Annotated in this window: 14 protein-coding genes; 9 read left to right on the top strand and 5 right to left on the bottom strand. The window is 69.5% G+C overall.

What is annotated here, in order from left to right; genetic code table 11:
• Positions 1 to 51 precede the first annotated feature (51 nt).
• Positions 52 to 753 (bottom strand): transcriptional repressor LexA, encoded by a 702-nt coding sequence (gene lexA, locus FXF65_RS39360; protein ID WP_148355542.1) that lies wholly within the window; start codon positions 751 to 753, stop codon positions 52 to 54.
• A 175-nt stretch (positions 754 to 928) separates the two neighbouring features.
• Here lexA and FXF65_RS39355 point away from each other — a divergent pair, with 175 nt between their 5' ends.
• From FXF65_RS39355 to FXF65_RS39345, 3 genes are all read left to right on the top strand, one after another.
• Positions 929 to 1,285: a LysM peptidoglycan-binding domain-containing protein gene (locus FXF65_RS39355; protein ID WP_246199395.1), complete on the top strand. Its 357-nt coding sequence runs from the start codon at positions 929 to 931 to the stop codon at positions 1,283 to 1,285.
• Positions 1,286 to 1,549: 264 nt separating this feature from the next.
• Entirely contained in the window at positions 1,550 to 2,023 is a 474-nt protein-coding gene (nrdR, locus tag FXF65_RS39350; protein ID WP_148355538.1) for a transcriptional regulator NrdR, read from the top strand.
• A 122-nt stretch (positions 2,024 to 2,145) separates the two neighbouring features.
• On the top strand, positions 2,146 to 4,953 hold the full coding sequence (locus tag FXF65_RS39345) for a vitamin B12-dependent ribonucleotide reductase (RefSeq protein WP_148355536.1): 2,808 nt from the start codon (positions 2,146 to 2,148) through the stop codon (positions 4,951 to 4,953).
• A gap of 67 nt (positions 4,954 to 5,020) precedes the next feature.
• Here FXF65_RS39345 and FXF65_RS39340 read toward each other — a convergent pair whose 3' ends face one another.
• The gene (locus FXF65_RS39340) at positions 5,021 to 5,680 is read right to left on the bottom strand and encodes a DoxX family protein (protein ID WP_148355535.1); all 660 of its coding nucleotides are present in this window, start codon (positions 5,678 to 5,680) and stop codon (positions 5,021 to 5,023) included.
• A 152-nt stretch (positions 5,681 to 5,832) separates the two neighbouring features.
• Between FXF65_RS39340 and FXF65_RS39335 the strand changes: the two genes are divergently transcribed.
• From FXF65_RS39335 to FXF65_RS39325, 3 genes are all read left to right on the top strand, one after another.
• Positions 5,833 to 6,291 (top strand): OsmC family protein, encoded by a 459-nt coding sequence (locus tag FXF65_RS39335; protein WP_148355533.1) that lies wholly within the window; start codon positions 5,833 to 5,835, stop codon positions 6,289 to 6,291.
• A gap of 60 nt (positions 6,292 to 6,351) precedes the next feature.
• Positions 6,352 to 7,245 (top strand): LysR family transcriptional regulator, encoded by an 894-nt coding sequence (locus tag FXF65_RS39330; protein WP_148355531.1) that lies wholly within the window; start codon positions 6,352 to 6,354, stop codon positions 7,243 to 7,245.
• A gap of 95 nt (positions 7,246 to 7,340) precedes the next feature.
• A complete protein-coding gene (locus FXF65_RS39325; protein ID WP_148355529.1) occupies positions 7,341 to 8,507 on the top strand; it encodes an alpha/beta hydrolase in 1,167 nt (388 codons plus the stop codon).
• 13 nt (positions 8,508 to 8,520) lie between these two features.
• On the opposite strand, the gene FXF65_RS39320 is transcribed toward FXF65_RS39325, so the two are convergent.
• Positions 8,521 to 9,486, bottom strand: coding sequence for a pirin family protein (locus tag FXF65_RS39320; RefSeq protein WP_148355527.1), 966 nt, complete (start codon positions 9,484 to 9,486; stop codon positions 8,521 to 8,523).
• A 65-nt stretch (positions 9,487 to 9,551) separates the two neighbouring features.
• On the opposite strand from FXF65_RS39320, the gene lplAB reads away from it, so the two are divergent.
• The 3 genes from lplAB to FXF65_RS39305 all read left to right on the top strand — a co-directional run bounded on the left by lplAB (position 9,552) and on the right by FXF65_RS39305 (position 12,996).
• Positions 9,552 to 10,601, top strand: coding sequence for a lipoate-protein ligase LplAB (gene lplAB, locus FXF65_RS39315; protein ID WP_148355525.1), 1,050 nt, complete (start codon positions 9,552 to 9,554; stop codon positions 10,599 to 10,601).
• Positions 10,602 to 10,729: 128 nt separating this feature from the next.
• Positions 10,730 to 12,241, top strand: a complete 1,512-nt coding sequence (locus FXF65_RS39310; protein ID WP_148355523.1) for a TerD family protein — start codon at positions 10,730 to 10,732, stop codon at positions 12,239 to 12,241.
• Positions 12,242 to 12,333: 92 nt separating this feature from the next.
• The gene (locus FXF65_RS39305) at positions 12,334 to 12,996 is read left to right on the top strand and encodes a nitroreductase family protein (protein ID WP_148355521.1); all 663 of its coding nucleotides are present in this window, start codon (positions 12,334 to 12,336) and stop codon (positions 12,994 to 12,996) included.
• Between the two features lie 16 nt (positions 12,997 to 13,012).
• Here FXF65_RS39305 and FXF65_RS39300 read toward each other — a convergent pair whose 3' ends face one another.
• Complete coding sequence (locus tag FXF65_RS39300; protein WP_148355519.1) at positions 13,013 to 13,645, bottom strand: HhH-GDP family DNA glycosylase; 633 nt, start codon at positions 13,643 to 13,645, stop codon at positions 13,013 to 13,015.
• Positions 13,646 to 13,717: 72 nt separating this feature from the next.
• Positions 13,718 to 14,389 (bottom strand): ribonuclease HII, encoded by a 672-nt coding sequence (locus FXF65_RS39295; RefSeq protein WP_148355610.1) that lies wholly within the window; start codon positions 14,387 to 14,389, stop codon positions 13,718 to 13,720.
• Between the last annotated feature and the right edge of the window lie 279 nt (positions 14,390 to 14,668).

The raw sequence follows: 14,668 nt of genomic DNA, 5'->3' as shown, positions 1-14,668 counted from the left end.
TGCGTGGTCTTGCGTGGTCTCGCGCGGTCGCCCCCGTGCCGGGGCGGGTGATCACATCTTGCGCAGGACCGCCACGACCCGGCCGAGCACCGTCGCCTCGTCGCCGGGGATCGGCTCGTAGGCGGAGTTCTGCGGCATCAGGAAGATGTGGCCGTCGTCGCGGCGCTTGAACGTCTTCACCGTCGCCTCGCCGTCGATCATGGCGGCCACGATGTCGCCCTGCTCGGCGACCGGCTGCTGCCGGACGACCACCCAGTCACCGTCCGCGATCGCCGCGTCGATCATCGAGTCGCCGGTGACCTTCAGCAGGAAGTGCGTGCCCTCGCCGACGAGCTGCTTGGGCAGGGTGAACACGTCCTCCACGGCCTCCTCGGCGAGGATCGGGCCACCGGCGGCGATCCGGCCGACCAGCGGCACGTACGCGGGCGCGGGCTGCGTCGAGCCCGGCTGGCCGCCCGCCGCCTCGTAGGGCTCCTCGTCGGTGCGCACCGGCGTGGCGCCGGGCACCCGAACCTCGACCGCGCGCGGCCGGTTCGGGTCGCGGCGCAGGAAGCCCTTGCGCTGCAGCGCCCGGAGCTGGTGCGACACGCTGGAGGTACTGGTCAGCCCCACGGCCTCGCCGATCTCGCGCATGGACGGCGGGTACCCGCGACGCTGCACCGAGTCGCGGATCACCTCCAGCACCATGCGCTGCCGCTGGGTCAGCCCCGTCTCGTCCATGGGGCCGTCGGGCAGCTCCCGGACCTTGCTCATCGCTCGTCGCCTCCCGGGCGCCTCGATCCGTCACTCCTTGCAACGAACGCTATCGCGTCAGGGGCCAATGATCAAACAATTGTTCGAAGATGTGCTCGCTTTTTGTTGCGGGCTCCTGGTAGAACATCGTACAGGCGTTCGATCGAAAATGCATTCGACCGCGAGGAGGGGAGAGATGCCGGATTCACCCCACGGTGACCGCTACGGCGACCGGGTTCCGGTCCGGCTAACCCGGCGGGGGCGCGCCGTCCTGATCGGATTCGCGGCGACGGTCACGCTCGTGGGCCTCTGGCTCAACGTCGGGCAGGGCGCGTTCGCGGGCGACGGCGGCGGGGGCGGGGGCGGGTCCGGCGCGCCCCGTCCGGCCCGGACGGTCGTCGTCGGGCCGGGCGACACGCTCTGGGGCATCGCCTCCGCCGCCGACCCCGGCGCCGATCCGCGCCGCGTGGTCCAGCGGATCATCGACCTCAACGGGCTCGGCGGCGATCCGATCGTCCTGCCGGGTCAGGAGCTGCGCCTCCCGTCCGGGTGACATGCCGGGACGGGCCGGGCGAACCGCACGATCCGTGGTCGCCGGCGACCCGCTGTGACGACACGCCCGGAGGGAATTTCGGGACGCCCGAGATGACCTGCGCCGACGCGCCGGATGTGACGTGTGAGGCATCCGATCAGGTTGCGTACGCCTGCGCCGCGCCGTACCGTTGACCACAACATCTAGTAGTCACACCGCTGTACTTCTCCCATATATGGAAGTGTTCGGCGGTGTGAAGCGTTATCGTCAGGGGAGGGGTCGAGCGTGCATTGCCCGTTCTGCCGCAACCCTGACACCAAAGTGATCGACAGCCGTTCGACCGACGACGGGGGCGCCATTCGCCGCCGCCGCTCGTGCGCCGAATGCGGGCGTCGCTTCACCACGCAGGAGAACGTCCTCGTGATGGTGGCCAAGCGCAGCGGGGTCACCGAGCCGTTCTCCCGAGAAAAGATCATCGCCGGGGTGCGCAGGGCCTGCCAGGGCCGTCCGGTCGACGAGGATGCGCTCGCGAAACTGGGGCAGCGGGTCGAAGAGGAGATCAGATCCGCCGGATCCGCGGAGATCCCCTCGCATGAGGTGGGGCTCGCGATCCTGGGTCCGCTTCGCGAACTCGACGAGGTCGCCTATCTGCGATTCGCTTCGGTCTACCGGAGCTTCGAGTCGCTGGACGACTTCGCCAAGGAGATCGAAGCATTGCGTAAGGCCGGTGCCTCGGGGGAGCCCGGCCCGTCCCGGTAGGGGCGGTTCCGAAAAACACAAGCAGCAGAAATGAGAGCGCTTCCGCGCGGGCATGGCCCGTGCGGCGGCGGAGTTGTTCCTGGACAGGGCCCGGCGGGTGGGCCCGAGAGGGGGAGATGGTCATGACGGAGACGGTGAGCGGCTCGGCGGCACGGCGCGGCAAGGGGAGCCGAAAGGGGCTCAAGATCGAGCGGATCTTCACCACGCCCGGCGTGCATCCGTACGACGAGCTGCGCTGGGAACGTCGTGACGTCGTCATGACCAACTGGCGCGACGGATCGGTGAACTTCGAGCAGCGCGGCGTCGAGTTCCCCGACTTCTGGTCGCTGAACGCCGTCAACATCGTCACGTCCAAGTACTTCCGCGGGGCGGTCGGCACGCCGCAGCGCGAATGGAGCCTGAAGCAGCTCGTCGACCGCGTCGTCCGCGGATATGTCGAGACGGCGCTCGCCGAGGGCTACTTCGCGTCCGAGCAGGACGCCGAGATCTTCGACCACGAGCTGAAGTACGCGCTGGTCCACCAGATGTTCAGCTTCAACTCGCCGGTCTGGTTCAACGTCGGCACCAAGTCCCCGCAGCAGGTCTCGGCGTGTTTCATCCTGTCGGTCGACGACACGATGGAGTCGATCCTCGACTGGTACAAGGAAGAGGGCGTCATCTTCAAGGGCGGCTCCGGCGCCGGCCTCAACCTCTCCCGCATCCGCTCCAGCAAGGAACTGCTGTCGTCCGGCGGGACGGCGAGCGGGCCCGTGTCGTTCATGCGCGGCGCCGACGCCTCCGCCGGGACGATCAAGTCCGGCGGCGCGACCCGGCGGGCCGCGAAGATGGTCGTGCTGGACGTCGACCACCCCGACGTCGGGGAGTTCATCGAGACCAAGGCGCGCGAGGAGGACAAGATCCGCGCGCTCCGGGACGCCGGGTTCGACATGGACCTCGGCGGCAAGGACATCGGCAGCGTCCAGTACCAGAACGCCAACAACTCCGTCCGCGTGTCGGACGAGTTCATGCGGGCCGTCGAGGCGGACGGCGACTTCGCGCTGCGCGCCCGGATGACCGGCGACGTCGTCGAGACCGTCCAGGCCAAGGACCTGTTCCGGCTGATGGCGAAGGCCGCGTGGGAGTGCGCCGACCCCGGCATCCAGTACGACGACACGATCAACGACTGGCACACCAACCCCGAGACCGGGCGGATCACCGCGTCCAACCCGTGCTCGGAGTACATGAGCCTCGACAACTCGTCCTGCAACCTGGCCAGCATCAACCTGCTGAAGTTCCTCACCGACGACGGCACGTTCGACGTCGCGCGGTTCGTCAAGCTCACCGAGCTGATCATCACGGCGATGGACGTCTCCATCACCTTCGCCGACTTCCCGACCGAGAAGATCGCGGAGACGACCCGCGACTACCGGCAGCTCGGCATCGGCTACGCCAACCTCGGCGCGCTGCTGATGGCGACCGGGCACGCCTACGACTCCGAGGGCGGACGCTCCCTCGCCGCGGCGATCACGTCGCTGATGACGGGCGTCGCCTACCGCCGGTCCGCCGAGATCGCGGGCGTCGTCGGCCCGTACGCGGGCTACGCCCGCAACGCCGAGGGCCACAAGCGGGTCATGCGCAAGCACGCCGCCGCGAACGAGGGCGTCCGCACGCTCGGCGAGATGGACCGCAAGATCCACGCCGCCGCCGCCAAGCAGTGGCAGGAGTGCCTGAAGGCGGGCGAGAAGCACGGCTACCGCAACGCGCAGGCGTCCCTGCTCGCCCCGACCGGGACGATCGGCCTGATGATGGACTGCGACACCACCGGCATCGAGCCCGACCTCGCGCTGATGAAGTTCAAGAAGCTCGTCGGCGGCGGGTCCATGCAGATCGTCAACAACACGGTGCCGCGCGCCCTGGAGAAGCTCGGCTACCAGCAGGAGCAGATCGAGGCGATCGTCGAGTACATCGCCGAGCACGGCCACGTGGTGGACGCGCCCGGCCTGCGTCCCGAGCACTACGAGGTGTTCGACTGCGCGATGGGCGAGCGCGCGATCAGCCCGATGGGGCACGTCCGGATGATGGCGGCGGTGCAGCCGTTCCTGTCCGGCGCGATCTCCAAGACGGTCAACATGCCGGAGAAGGCCACCATCGAGGACATCGAGAAGGTGTACTTCGAGGGCTGGCGGCTCGGCCTGAAGGCCCTCGCGATCTACCGCGACAACTGCAAGGTCGGCCAGCCGCTGTCCGTCGCGGGCAAGAAGGAGGAGGTCAAGGAGGCTCCGGCGGAGACCCGTCCGGTGCGCCGGCGGCTGCCGAAGCAGCGTCCCGCGACCGTGACCCGCTTCTCCGTCGCGGGCGCCGAGGGCTACATGACCGCCTCGTCCTACCCGGACGACGGCGTCGGCGAGGTCTTCCTCAAGCTCGGCAAGCAGGGCTCCACGCTCGCCGGTGTGATGGACGCCTTCTCCATGGCGATCTCCATCAGCCTCCAGTACGGCGTCCCGCTGGAGACCTGGGTGGAGAAGTTCACCAACATGCGGTTCGAGCCCGCCGGGATGACCGACGACCCCGACATCCGCATGGCGACCTCGGTGATGGACTACATCTTCCGCCGCCTGGCGCTCGACCACCTGCCCTACGAGGAGCGCGCGGGCCTCGGCATCCTGACGGCTGGGGAGCGCGCCATGCAGGCCAACGGCGAGGACCCGGCCGCCCTGCACGCCGAGGACGAGGTCGACCACGTGTCCCTGGCCCAGACCGCGGAGATCACCAGGCCCGCGCCCGCGTCGCCCGCCCCGGCGGCCGAGGCCCACTCGTCCATGGAGGTCATCGAGAGCCGCCAGGGCCGCACCGCGGACGCGCCGCTCTGCCTCACCTGCGGCACCAAGATGCGCCCCGCGGGCAGTTGCTACGTCTGCGAAGGCTGCGGCTCCACCAGCGGCTGCAGCTGAGCGAAGCGTGAGAAGGGGGACCGGCCGTGGGCCGGTCCCCCTTCTTCGCGTCTGGCGCTGGGGTCGGTCAGAGTTCCTTGGTGACGTCGGGGGTGCGTTGTTTGCGGGCCGCTTTGCGGGCTCCGGCCACCATGACGTCCTCTTCGGAGCCGTCGGGGTCGGGGGTTTCGGCGGGCTCCGGGGGCGTCTTCGTCGCGCGGCGCCGCTTCTTCGGCGGTTGTTCTACGGGTTGGGTTTCGGTTCCGCGGAGTGCGTCGACGAAGCTTGCCGCGTCGTCCTCCTCTTCCTCCGCGTCCGGGTGGTGCAGGCGGCGGGCGACGATCCAGCGGTCGACGGTGAGGCGGCCGCCGCCGCCCGCGGCGAAGAGCAGGCTCGCGAGTCCCAGGGCGAGGACGAGTTCGTAGCCGTCCCGGACCTTTCCGTCGTCCACCAGGAAGACGCCGTTCTCCGCGTGGACGATAAGGAACGCGCCCGCCATGTCGATGAACAGCAGGACGCCGGTGATCGGCAGGCCCAGCCCGGCGATGAGCGCGGCGCCGCCGAGGACCTCGACGAACGCGGAGTAGATGGCGGAGGCGGTCGGCAGCGGCACGCCGAGGGAGTCGAACGAGCGGCCCGTCGCGGTGATGCCCGCTTCGATCTTCTGCCAGCCGTGCGCCATGAAGATGATCCCGACGCCGGCCCGGGCGAGTGCTGCCACGACGTCGTAGAGCGGCCGAGTGCGCATACCGTCGGCTCCTTTGGACGGAGATGGCCGATTCGACGGAGAGTATGACGTCCTGGCCGGTATCCCGCGAGTCGCCCAGTTGAGAGGGCGTTAGCGTGGTGCCGACGCGGCGCCGCCGCTGCCTGCGCCGGGATCGGACGAAAGCGAGCCGTATGAAGAAGCACCAGTACGAGGTGTCGGTCACCTGGACGGGCAACACCGGTTCGGGGACGAGTTCCTACCGCGACTACGAGCGGGCCCACGAGATCCGAGTGGACGGAAAGCCACCGATCGTGGGCAGTTCCGATCCTTCGTTCCGCGGCGACGTCGCGCGCTGGAATCCGGAGGAACTGCTCGTGGCGTCTCTGTCGCAATGCCACATGCTGTGGTTCCTGCACCTGTGCGCAGTGGAGAAGGTCGTCGTCACCGCGTACGAGGACAGTCCGCGCGGGACCATGGTCGAGACTCCGGACGGGGGCGGGCGGTTCGAGGAGGTCGTCCTACGTCCCCGGGTGGCTTTGGCCGATGCCGAGCAGGCTGGCCGGGCCGCCGAGCTGCATGACCGGGCCCACGAACTGTGCTTCATCGCCAACTCGATGAATTTCCCGGTCCGGCACGAGCCGGAGTTCTGACGCGGGCTCTTCGTGAGATGCTGGTGAGATGACGTGCTGGGTTGGTGAGATGCTGGACGCATGATGGGATCTCGCCAGCTCGAATACTTCCGGGCCGTCGCGCGTGAGCTGCATTTCACGCGGGCGGCGGAGGCGCTGCGGATCGCGCAGCCCGCGCTGTCCCAGCAGATCCGCAAACTGGAGCGGCAGCTCGGCGTCGCGCTGTTCGAGCGGAACAACCACCGGGTGGAGCTGACCCCGGCCGGGACGGCGCTTCTGGAGCACGCCGAACGCATCCTGGCCGACATGGCCGCGGTCGAAGACGAGATGCGCGGATGGGCGGAAGGCACCCGCGGGCGGATCCGTCTCGGGGGCGCGCGTGGGCTGACGGCTCGGCTCGCGCGTCTGTTGGCGGAGTTCTCTCGTCAGTACCCGGCGATCGTCGTGGAACTGCTGGAGATGAACACCGAGGAGATGGTCGCGGGCCTGTACGGCGGACGGCTCGACGCCGCGACCGTCGTACGACTGCCTCCGCAGGAAGAGGGACGACGGCTCGAATCGCTACCGCTCGGTGAAGAGCCACTGGTCCTTGTTACGACGCCCTCTGGGCCGCTTGCGGGAAAGTACCGGGTTCCTGTCGCGTCCTTGGACGGGGTCGATCTGGTGTGCTACCCGCCGGGGTCGGTCATACGGGAGATCGTCCTGTCAGCGCTGGCGGACGCCGGAGCCACGCCGCACATCCGTTTCGAGACGCGCGAATACAGCACGGCCAGGGCCATGGTCTCCGTCGGGCTCGCGGCGGCCGTCATGCCGCGTTCGGTGGCGGAGGAGCCGGGGCAGCCGGTCGGCGTCGTCCGGCTCGACCCGGAGCCGACCTGGGCGCCATCGCTGGCCTGGCCCGCCGGGCGCCGTCCTGGCCCGGCGCTGGCCGCGTTCATCGACTTCATGGCCCGACACCCCGGCCTCGCTTCATAAGCCTTGGATATCACCAACAGATCGATCATGTCTTGGACGTCTGGCCTGGCGGCGTCGATGATTGGCGAGTCCGCAGAGAGCGGGAAATTCCTGGAATGGAGCACGGCATGAAGCGCGGTAGGCGCGAATACCAAGGTCTGATGGGCGGCGATCCCGAGGAGGCTCTCGCCGAAGTGCTGCGGACGTCCCCGCAGATGTTCGAGACGGTCGTGGACGGGGCGTTCGGCGGCCCGCTGTCCCGTCCGGAGTTGAGCCGTCGTGCGCGCGAACTGGTGACGGTCGCCGTCATCGCCGCTGGCGGCGGGGCCGACCGCCGTCTGGCCAGCCATGTGCGGGGAGCGTTGCGGCAGGGTGTCGCTCCGTCCGAGCTGCTGGCGCTCTGCGAGCACCTCTCGGTCTATGCGGGTTTCCCGCGCGCGCTTGACGCACTCGCCGTGGTGAACGACGTCCTTGCGCAGCAGGAGATACCGGACCCTCCGCGTCTGCATCGAGTCGCGCTCGCCGACCACGAGACGGTTGTGGCCCAGCGAGGGGACCACGGACCCGCAGTGATTTTGTCGCATTCCTTGGGTGTGGACTGGCGCATGTGGGAGCCGGTCATGGACCGTCTGGCCAACGGCCGCCGCGTCTTCGCGTACGACTTCCGCGGCCATGGCGTTGCAAGGGGGATGTCCCGTCCGTTCACGATGAACGACCTCGCGGCAGACATGCTCGGTGTTATGGACGCTTTCAGCGTTGACCGTGCGCACGTTGTCGGGTTGTCCATGGGCGGAGGCATCGCGCAGACCGTCGCCGTCAACGCGCCGGAGCGGCTGGCGTCGCTGGCGCTGCTCGCCACGACCGACCACCCGTTCGCTGCGTTCGAGGACCGCGCGCGCTCTGGCGAGGTAGACGGGATGGAGGCGCAGATCGTCCCGACACTGACGCGGTGGTTCACGCCTGCCGCTCTCGCCACGAATCCCTGGGGTGTGCGGTACGCGCGTGAGCACATTCGCCGGTTCGACCCGTCCGACTGGGCCGCCGCTTGGCGCGCCTTCAAGGACGTGGACGTTCAGGGACGGCTCGCCAGGGCCGACTTCCCCGTCCTGGTCCTCGCGGGTGAGCACGATGCCTCGACCACACCGGAGGTCATGTCGGGCATTGCGGAGCGCATTCCCAGCTCGACCTACCGGGAGCTTCCCGGGACGCCGCATATGCAGACGCTCGAACAGCCCGAACTGGTCGCAGAGGCACTCGACGAATTCCTCCCCGCCGACCGTTAGGACTCGCGGGTTCTTAGCGCGTGCGCCCCCGTGCTTTCAGAGGAGTGGCAGGCATCGCGGGCGCGGGAATGGGCGGACCGTCGTAGCCGCGCACCTCGCCGAAGCGGTCACCGGTGGTCCAGTCCTCGCGCGCCCGCGCGATCTCCTCGCCCGTCCGGGCGACGAAGTTCCACCACATGACGAGCTTCTCCTCGAACGGTTCCCCGCCCAGCAGGACGAGACCGCTGTCGCCGTCGGCCCGCAAGGGGAGTTCTCGTCGTCCGCACCCGAGGTAGAGCATGGAACCGGGCTCCACACGCATCCCGTCGACCTCGGTGACGCCCGACATGGTGAGCACGGCGTACTCGAAGTCTGGCTCGACCGGTAGGCGCACATCGGCTCCGTCGTCCAAGGCAAGGTCCGCACCGACGATCGGCGTGAATGTCGTGCCGGGTGAGGAGGCACCGTCGAGGTCGCCCAAAATGACCGTCGCGTTGAAGCCGGGACCGTCCACGACGGGGAGGTCACCATGATGCTCGAACGCGGGGTCGGTGTGCCGGTTCTCGTCGGGCAGCGCCACCCACAATTGCGCCCCGTGCAGGATCGACGGGTGGTCGCGTGGGGATTCCTCCGAATGCGCGATGGCGCGTCCGGCCGTCATGAGCCCGAGTTCCTTCGGACGGACGGTCTGCAAGCTGCCGAGACTGTCGCGGTGCAGAACCTCGCCGTCGTGCAGCCAGCTCACCGTCTGCAGCCCGATGTGCGGATGAGGCGGCACCTGCATGCCTGGCTCGTCCGCGATGTCGTCGGGCCCGTAGTGGTCGACGAAGCACCAGGCGCCGACCATGCGCCGTCCCAGGCTGGGCAGAAGTCTGCGGACGACCGTGCTCTCGCCCAACGGCACCCGGCGCGGAGGTAGGAGCTCGTGGACGGGACCGCCCGGCACGTCGTCCCGTCCGCCGCATTGGACCGGCTTCGGTCGTACATCGAGATTGCTCACCAGCGTCGCCTCCCCCAACTGAACCCTGGAATCAAGGCTAGGACGGTGGGGTTTGAATCTACGTGATGCACGGTGAGTACAAGGTTCCCGGGGGCAAACTCGTCGTCGCGGACGTCGATGTCGTGGACGGCCTCCTGCGCAACCCCAGGATCAGCGGCGATTTCTTCCTCGAACCAGACGAGGCCCTAGAGCGGATAGACCGCATCCTGGACGGCCTTCCGGCCGGGCTGGACGCGAAGGCGATCGGCGCCCGCGTGGAGGCGGGCCTGCCGCGCGACACGGTCATGCTGGGAATCACCTCCGAGGCCGTGGGGATCGCCGTCCGGCGGGCCGTCACGCGCGCCTCGGACTGGCGGGACCACGACTGGCGGCTGATTCACGAGCCTCCGCAGGAGCCCGCCCTCCACATGGCGCTGGACCAGGTCCTCGCCGAGGAAGTGGGCTCGGGACGCCGACCGCCGACGCTGCGGGTGTGGGAGTGGGCTTCCCCCGCTGTCGTCATAGGCAGTTTCCAATCCCTCCGGAACGAGGTGGACGCTGAGGCGGCCGAACGCCACGGGGTGAACGTGGTGCGCCGCATCAGCGGCGGTGGCGCGATGTTCATCGAGCCTGGCAACACCATCACGTACTCGCTGTACGCGCCGGAAACGCTTGTAGCCGGGATGTCGTTCGCGGAGAGCTACGCCTTCCTGGACGACTGGGTCCTGGGCGCGCTCGGCGAACTCGGCATCAGGGCCTGGTACCAGCCGTTGAACGACATCACGTCCGACCAAGGCAAGATTGCCGGGGCCGCGCAGAAACGACTCGCCGCCGGAGCGGTACTGCACCACGTCACCATGGCCTACGACATCGACGCAGAGAAGATGCTGCAAGTGCTCCGGATCGGCAGGGAGAAGATCTCCGACAAGGGCATCGCGAGCGCCGTGAAACGGGTCGACCCACTGCGCCGCCAGACCGGACTCGCCCGCGAGGACATCATCGACCGCATGATTCAGCACTTCCGGACCCGCTACGGCCTGGCCGACGGGCACGTGACCGAGGACGAACTCCGCCTCGCCCGCAAATACGCGGGCGACAAGTTCGACACCCCGGAGTGGACCGCGCGCGTCCCCTGACGCTGGAGCGCGCGCACAGGGCCGGGCGGAACTCATGGTCGTTTCCGTGCGTCCTCTCCTCATGCAGGTCGCGGGGCCGAGCGGCCACCCCGTAGGTTGGGCAGATCGGCCGATGATGAGGAGCGTTCATGTCGATGCAGAAGGGCGCCAACACCGCGGTGCCGGTTCCCTCCGTCCGGGTCGAACTCGGCTGGCAGAGCGGGCCGGGCGTGCCCGACGCGGACGCGTCGGCTCTCCTGCTGGCGGACACGGGACGGGTGCGTTCGGACGAGGACTTCGTCTTCTACAACCAGCCAGCCCACAAGTCGGGCGCGGTCCGGCACGAGGGCAAGCAGCAGGGGCCGACCGTCCTGGACGTCCTCGCCGTCGACCTGAACCGCGTCGAGCCCGGCATCGACAAGATCGTCATCGCGGCGTCCTCGGACGGCGGGACGTTCGGCCAGTTGCAGGGGCTGTACGTGCGGGTCGTCGACGCGGCCGCCGGAACGGAGGTCGCCCGGTTCGACAGCCAGGGCGCCACCAGCGAGACCGCGTTCGTGCTGGGCGAGCTGTACCGGCGGCAGGGCGGATGGAAGTTCCGCGCGGTCGGCCAGGGCTACGACTCGGGCCTCGGCGGCCTGGCCACCGACTTCGGGATCTCGGTCGACGACCCGGGCCAGGCGGCCCCTCCGCCGCCCCCGCCCGCCCCTCAGCAGCCCCAGACGCCGCCCCCGCCGCCCGGCGGCCAGTACGCCCCGCCCCCGCCTCCGCCCGGCGGCCAGTACGCGCCTCCGCCGCCCCCGCCGGGCGGCGGGTACGCGCCGCCTCCGCCGCCGGGCCAGTACGCCCCGCCGCCTCCAGGCGGGCAGTACACGCCGCCTCCGCCGCCCGGCCAGTACGCACCGCCTCCGCCGCCCGGCCAGTACGCACCGCCTCCGCCGCCCGGCCAGTACGCGCCGCCTCCGCCCGGTCAGTACGCGCCCCCGCCTCCTCCGCAGCAGCAGCCGCAACAGCCGCCGCAGCAGCCGGGCGGGGCGGTGTCGCTGACGAAGAACGCGCCGTCGGTGTCGCTCACCAAGCACGGCGCGACGTCCGGCCACATGCGCGTCAACCTGAACTGGACCGCGCGTGAGGGCGCCGCCAAGGGACTGCTCGGCAAGCGCCGCCGCGGGGTAGACCTTGACCTCGACCTCTGCTGCCTGTGGGAACTGCAAGACGGGCGCAAGGGCATCATCCACGCGCTCGGTGACATGGGCGCGCTCGACCGTCCGCCCTACATCAAGCTCGACAAGGACGACCGCACCGGAGCGATCGAGGCGGGAGAGAACCTCCACATCAACCTCGACCACACCCGCGACTTCAAGCGGATCCTGGTGTTCGCCGAGATCTACGAGGGCGCCGACGACTTCCGCGGCCTGGGCGCGGTCGCCACGCTGTTCCCGGTGGGCGCGCCGCCCATCGACATGCGCATGGACGACTGCGTCGACGCGTCCCGCGACGCCGTCCTCGCGCTCATCGAGAACATCAACGGCGAACTGGTCGTCCGCCGGGAGGGCCGGTTCATCCTCCCGCCGCCCGGACGTCCGCGCTGGGGGAAGATGACGGTCGACCAGGCGTACAGCTGGAACCTGGAGTGGGTCGCGTCCCGCGGTAAGGACTGACCCTCGGGTTCGTGCATGTGCTAGGCCGGGCCCGGAACATTGGCTGATCCTGCCGATTGTCCCGGGCCCGGCGCCGACGGTAGGAACGTCGCATGACTACTCAGCGGCAGTATCCCGTCGTCCCCGCACCCCGTTTCGACGTTCCGGCGACGGAGGCCGCGGAGCGCGCGCGGGCGTTCGCCGACACGATGACGCTGCGCCGCACCGTGCGCGACTTCTCGCCCCACCCGGTGCCGCCGGACGTCATCGACAATGCGATCCGTGCCGCCGCGACCGCTCCGAGCGGGGCCAACCTCCAGCCGTGGCGTTTCGTGGTCATCACCGACCCCGAGCGCAAGCGGATGCTCAGGGAGGCCGCGGAACAGGAGGAGCGCGAGTTCTACGAGCGGCGCGCTTCGGACGAATGGCTTGAGGCGCTGGCCCCGCTGGGCACCGATTGGCGCAAGCCGTTCCTGGAGGACGCCCCCGCGGTCATCATCGTTTTCGAGGTGCACAAGGGGCCGGAGACACCGCGCCCCTACTACGTGAAGGAGTCGGTGGGCATCGCGGTCGGGTTCCTGTTGGCCGGGCTGCACCAGGCCGGTCTGGCGACCCTCACGCACACCCCGAGCCCCATGAGGTTCCTGAACGAGGTGTGCGAGCGTCCGCAGGAGGAACGCGCCTACGTCGTGATCCCGGTCGGCTACCCGGCCGACGACGCGATGGTCCCCGACATCACCCGCAAGCCGGTGGACGAGGTCATCGTCCGCCTCTGATCTCGGCAGGGGCGCCTCAGGCGGCCTTCACGGCGTCGGCCAGCTTCTTGTCGCGCGCCACCCGCACCAGGGCGGCGCTCAGCCGCGCGAGGTCCTTGTCGGGCACCTGGGACGCGAGCCGGTCGGCGTCTGACGGGAGGCCGATCCGCTCCGCGCCCTTCCTCACCTGGCCGTCCACGTAGGGGCGCAGCCAGGGCCAGATGGCCTGGGCCTCGCGGCAGAAGATGTCCACGCCGGTGGGTCCGATGCCGGGGAACTCCTGGAGCAGTTCGGCCGCCTTCTCGGGGTCGCGCCCAGCCTCGACGGCGAGCCGTCTGAGGTCGCCCTTGTACTTGTCCTGGACGAGGTCGGCGACGTCGCCCAGCCGGGACGCGGTGCTCTCGTCGTATCGGACGTAGTGGCCGCGTCCCAGGGCGTCGACCCGTTCCTGCCAGGTCAGTTTCCTCATGCCGCGTGGTGTGCCGCCTCCGGCGTCGAACAGTTCGCGCGCCGCCGCCATGGCGATGTCCGACGAAATGCGGGCACTGAGCAGGTTGGCCAGGACGAGCAGTTTGAACAACGCGGCCGGCTGGTCCTTCAGCGTGATGCCCGCCTCCGAGGCGAACGTCTCGCCCGACTCGTTCAGCAGTTTCTTCACAACGGCGTCCATGGCGTGCACCTCCCGTTGGGGCCGCCCTACCCGGGTCGGCGGAGATGACTCATGCGCGGACGGCCCGCCCGGTCACAGGAGGCTGAGCTGCCCTTCGCCCGCGAGCGGGTCGCGGTGCTTCTTCAGGTGCTTCCAGCGCGGGAGGTCGTCCAGGTAGGACCACGACATCCGGTGATGCGGCGTCGGCCCGAACTCCTCAAGCGCCTTCTGGTGGACGGGCGACGGATATCCCGCGCTGTCCGCGAACCCGTATCCGGGGAATTCGCCGTCGAGCGCTGCCATGAGCCCGTCGCGGTGCACTTTCGCCATGACGGAGGCGGCGGCGACGCTGACCGAACGCTGGTCGGCCTTGATCTCGCACCGCACCCGCCAGGGGCGGCTCAGGAAATCGTGCTTTCCGTCCAGGATGACGACGTCCGGGGTGACGGGCAGCGCCTCCAGCGCGCGAACGGCCGCGCGACGCAGCGCCTCCGTCATTCCCAAGGCGTCGATCTCCTCGGGACTGGACGCGCCGATGGCGTAACCGGAAAGCCACCCCGACAGGACTTCGGCGAACGACTCGCGATGGGTTTCGGTGAGCAGTTTCGAGTCGGTCAGGCCGATGGTCTTCTTGCCACGCCCCTGGAGGACGGGCGGCGGCGTCATGTCGGTGACCGCCGCGCACACCACGACGGGACCGGCCCAGGCGCCGCGTCCAACTTCGTCCACTCCGGCGATGCGGACCTCGCGCCCGGCCGGTGACATGGCCCGGAGCTCGTCCTCGATCTCGTAGCCCGCTACGCGCGACACCGTGGCGGCCTTATCGGCAGGGCCGGGAACCAGTCCGGGCAGGGCACGGGTGGGATCGGTCAAGGGATCTCCTCGGGAACCGTTCAGGGGACGCGCCTCGGGGGACGCGCCCCAAATCGTAGGGTCCCCGGCGCCGTGCGCGCCGAAGGCGGGGCGGGGACACGGCGAATTCGGCCGGAGTCGGCTGCGAGTCCTGAACGGGCACTTCTGGACAGTCCAAATGTCCTGGTCTCG

Source organism: Actinomadura syzygii, assembly GCF_008085905.1.
Lineage (GTDB): Bacteria > Actinomycetota > Actinomycetes > Streptosporangiales > Streptosporangiaceae > Spirillospora > Spirillospora syzygii.
This window is presented reverse-complemented; position numbering and strand designations above follow the sequence as displayed.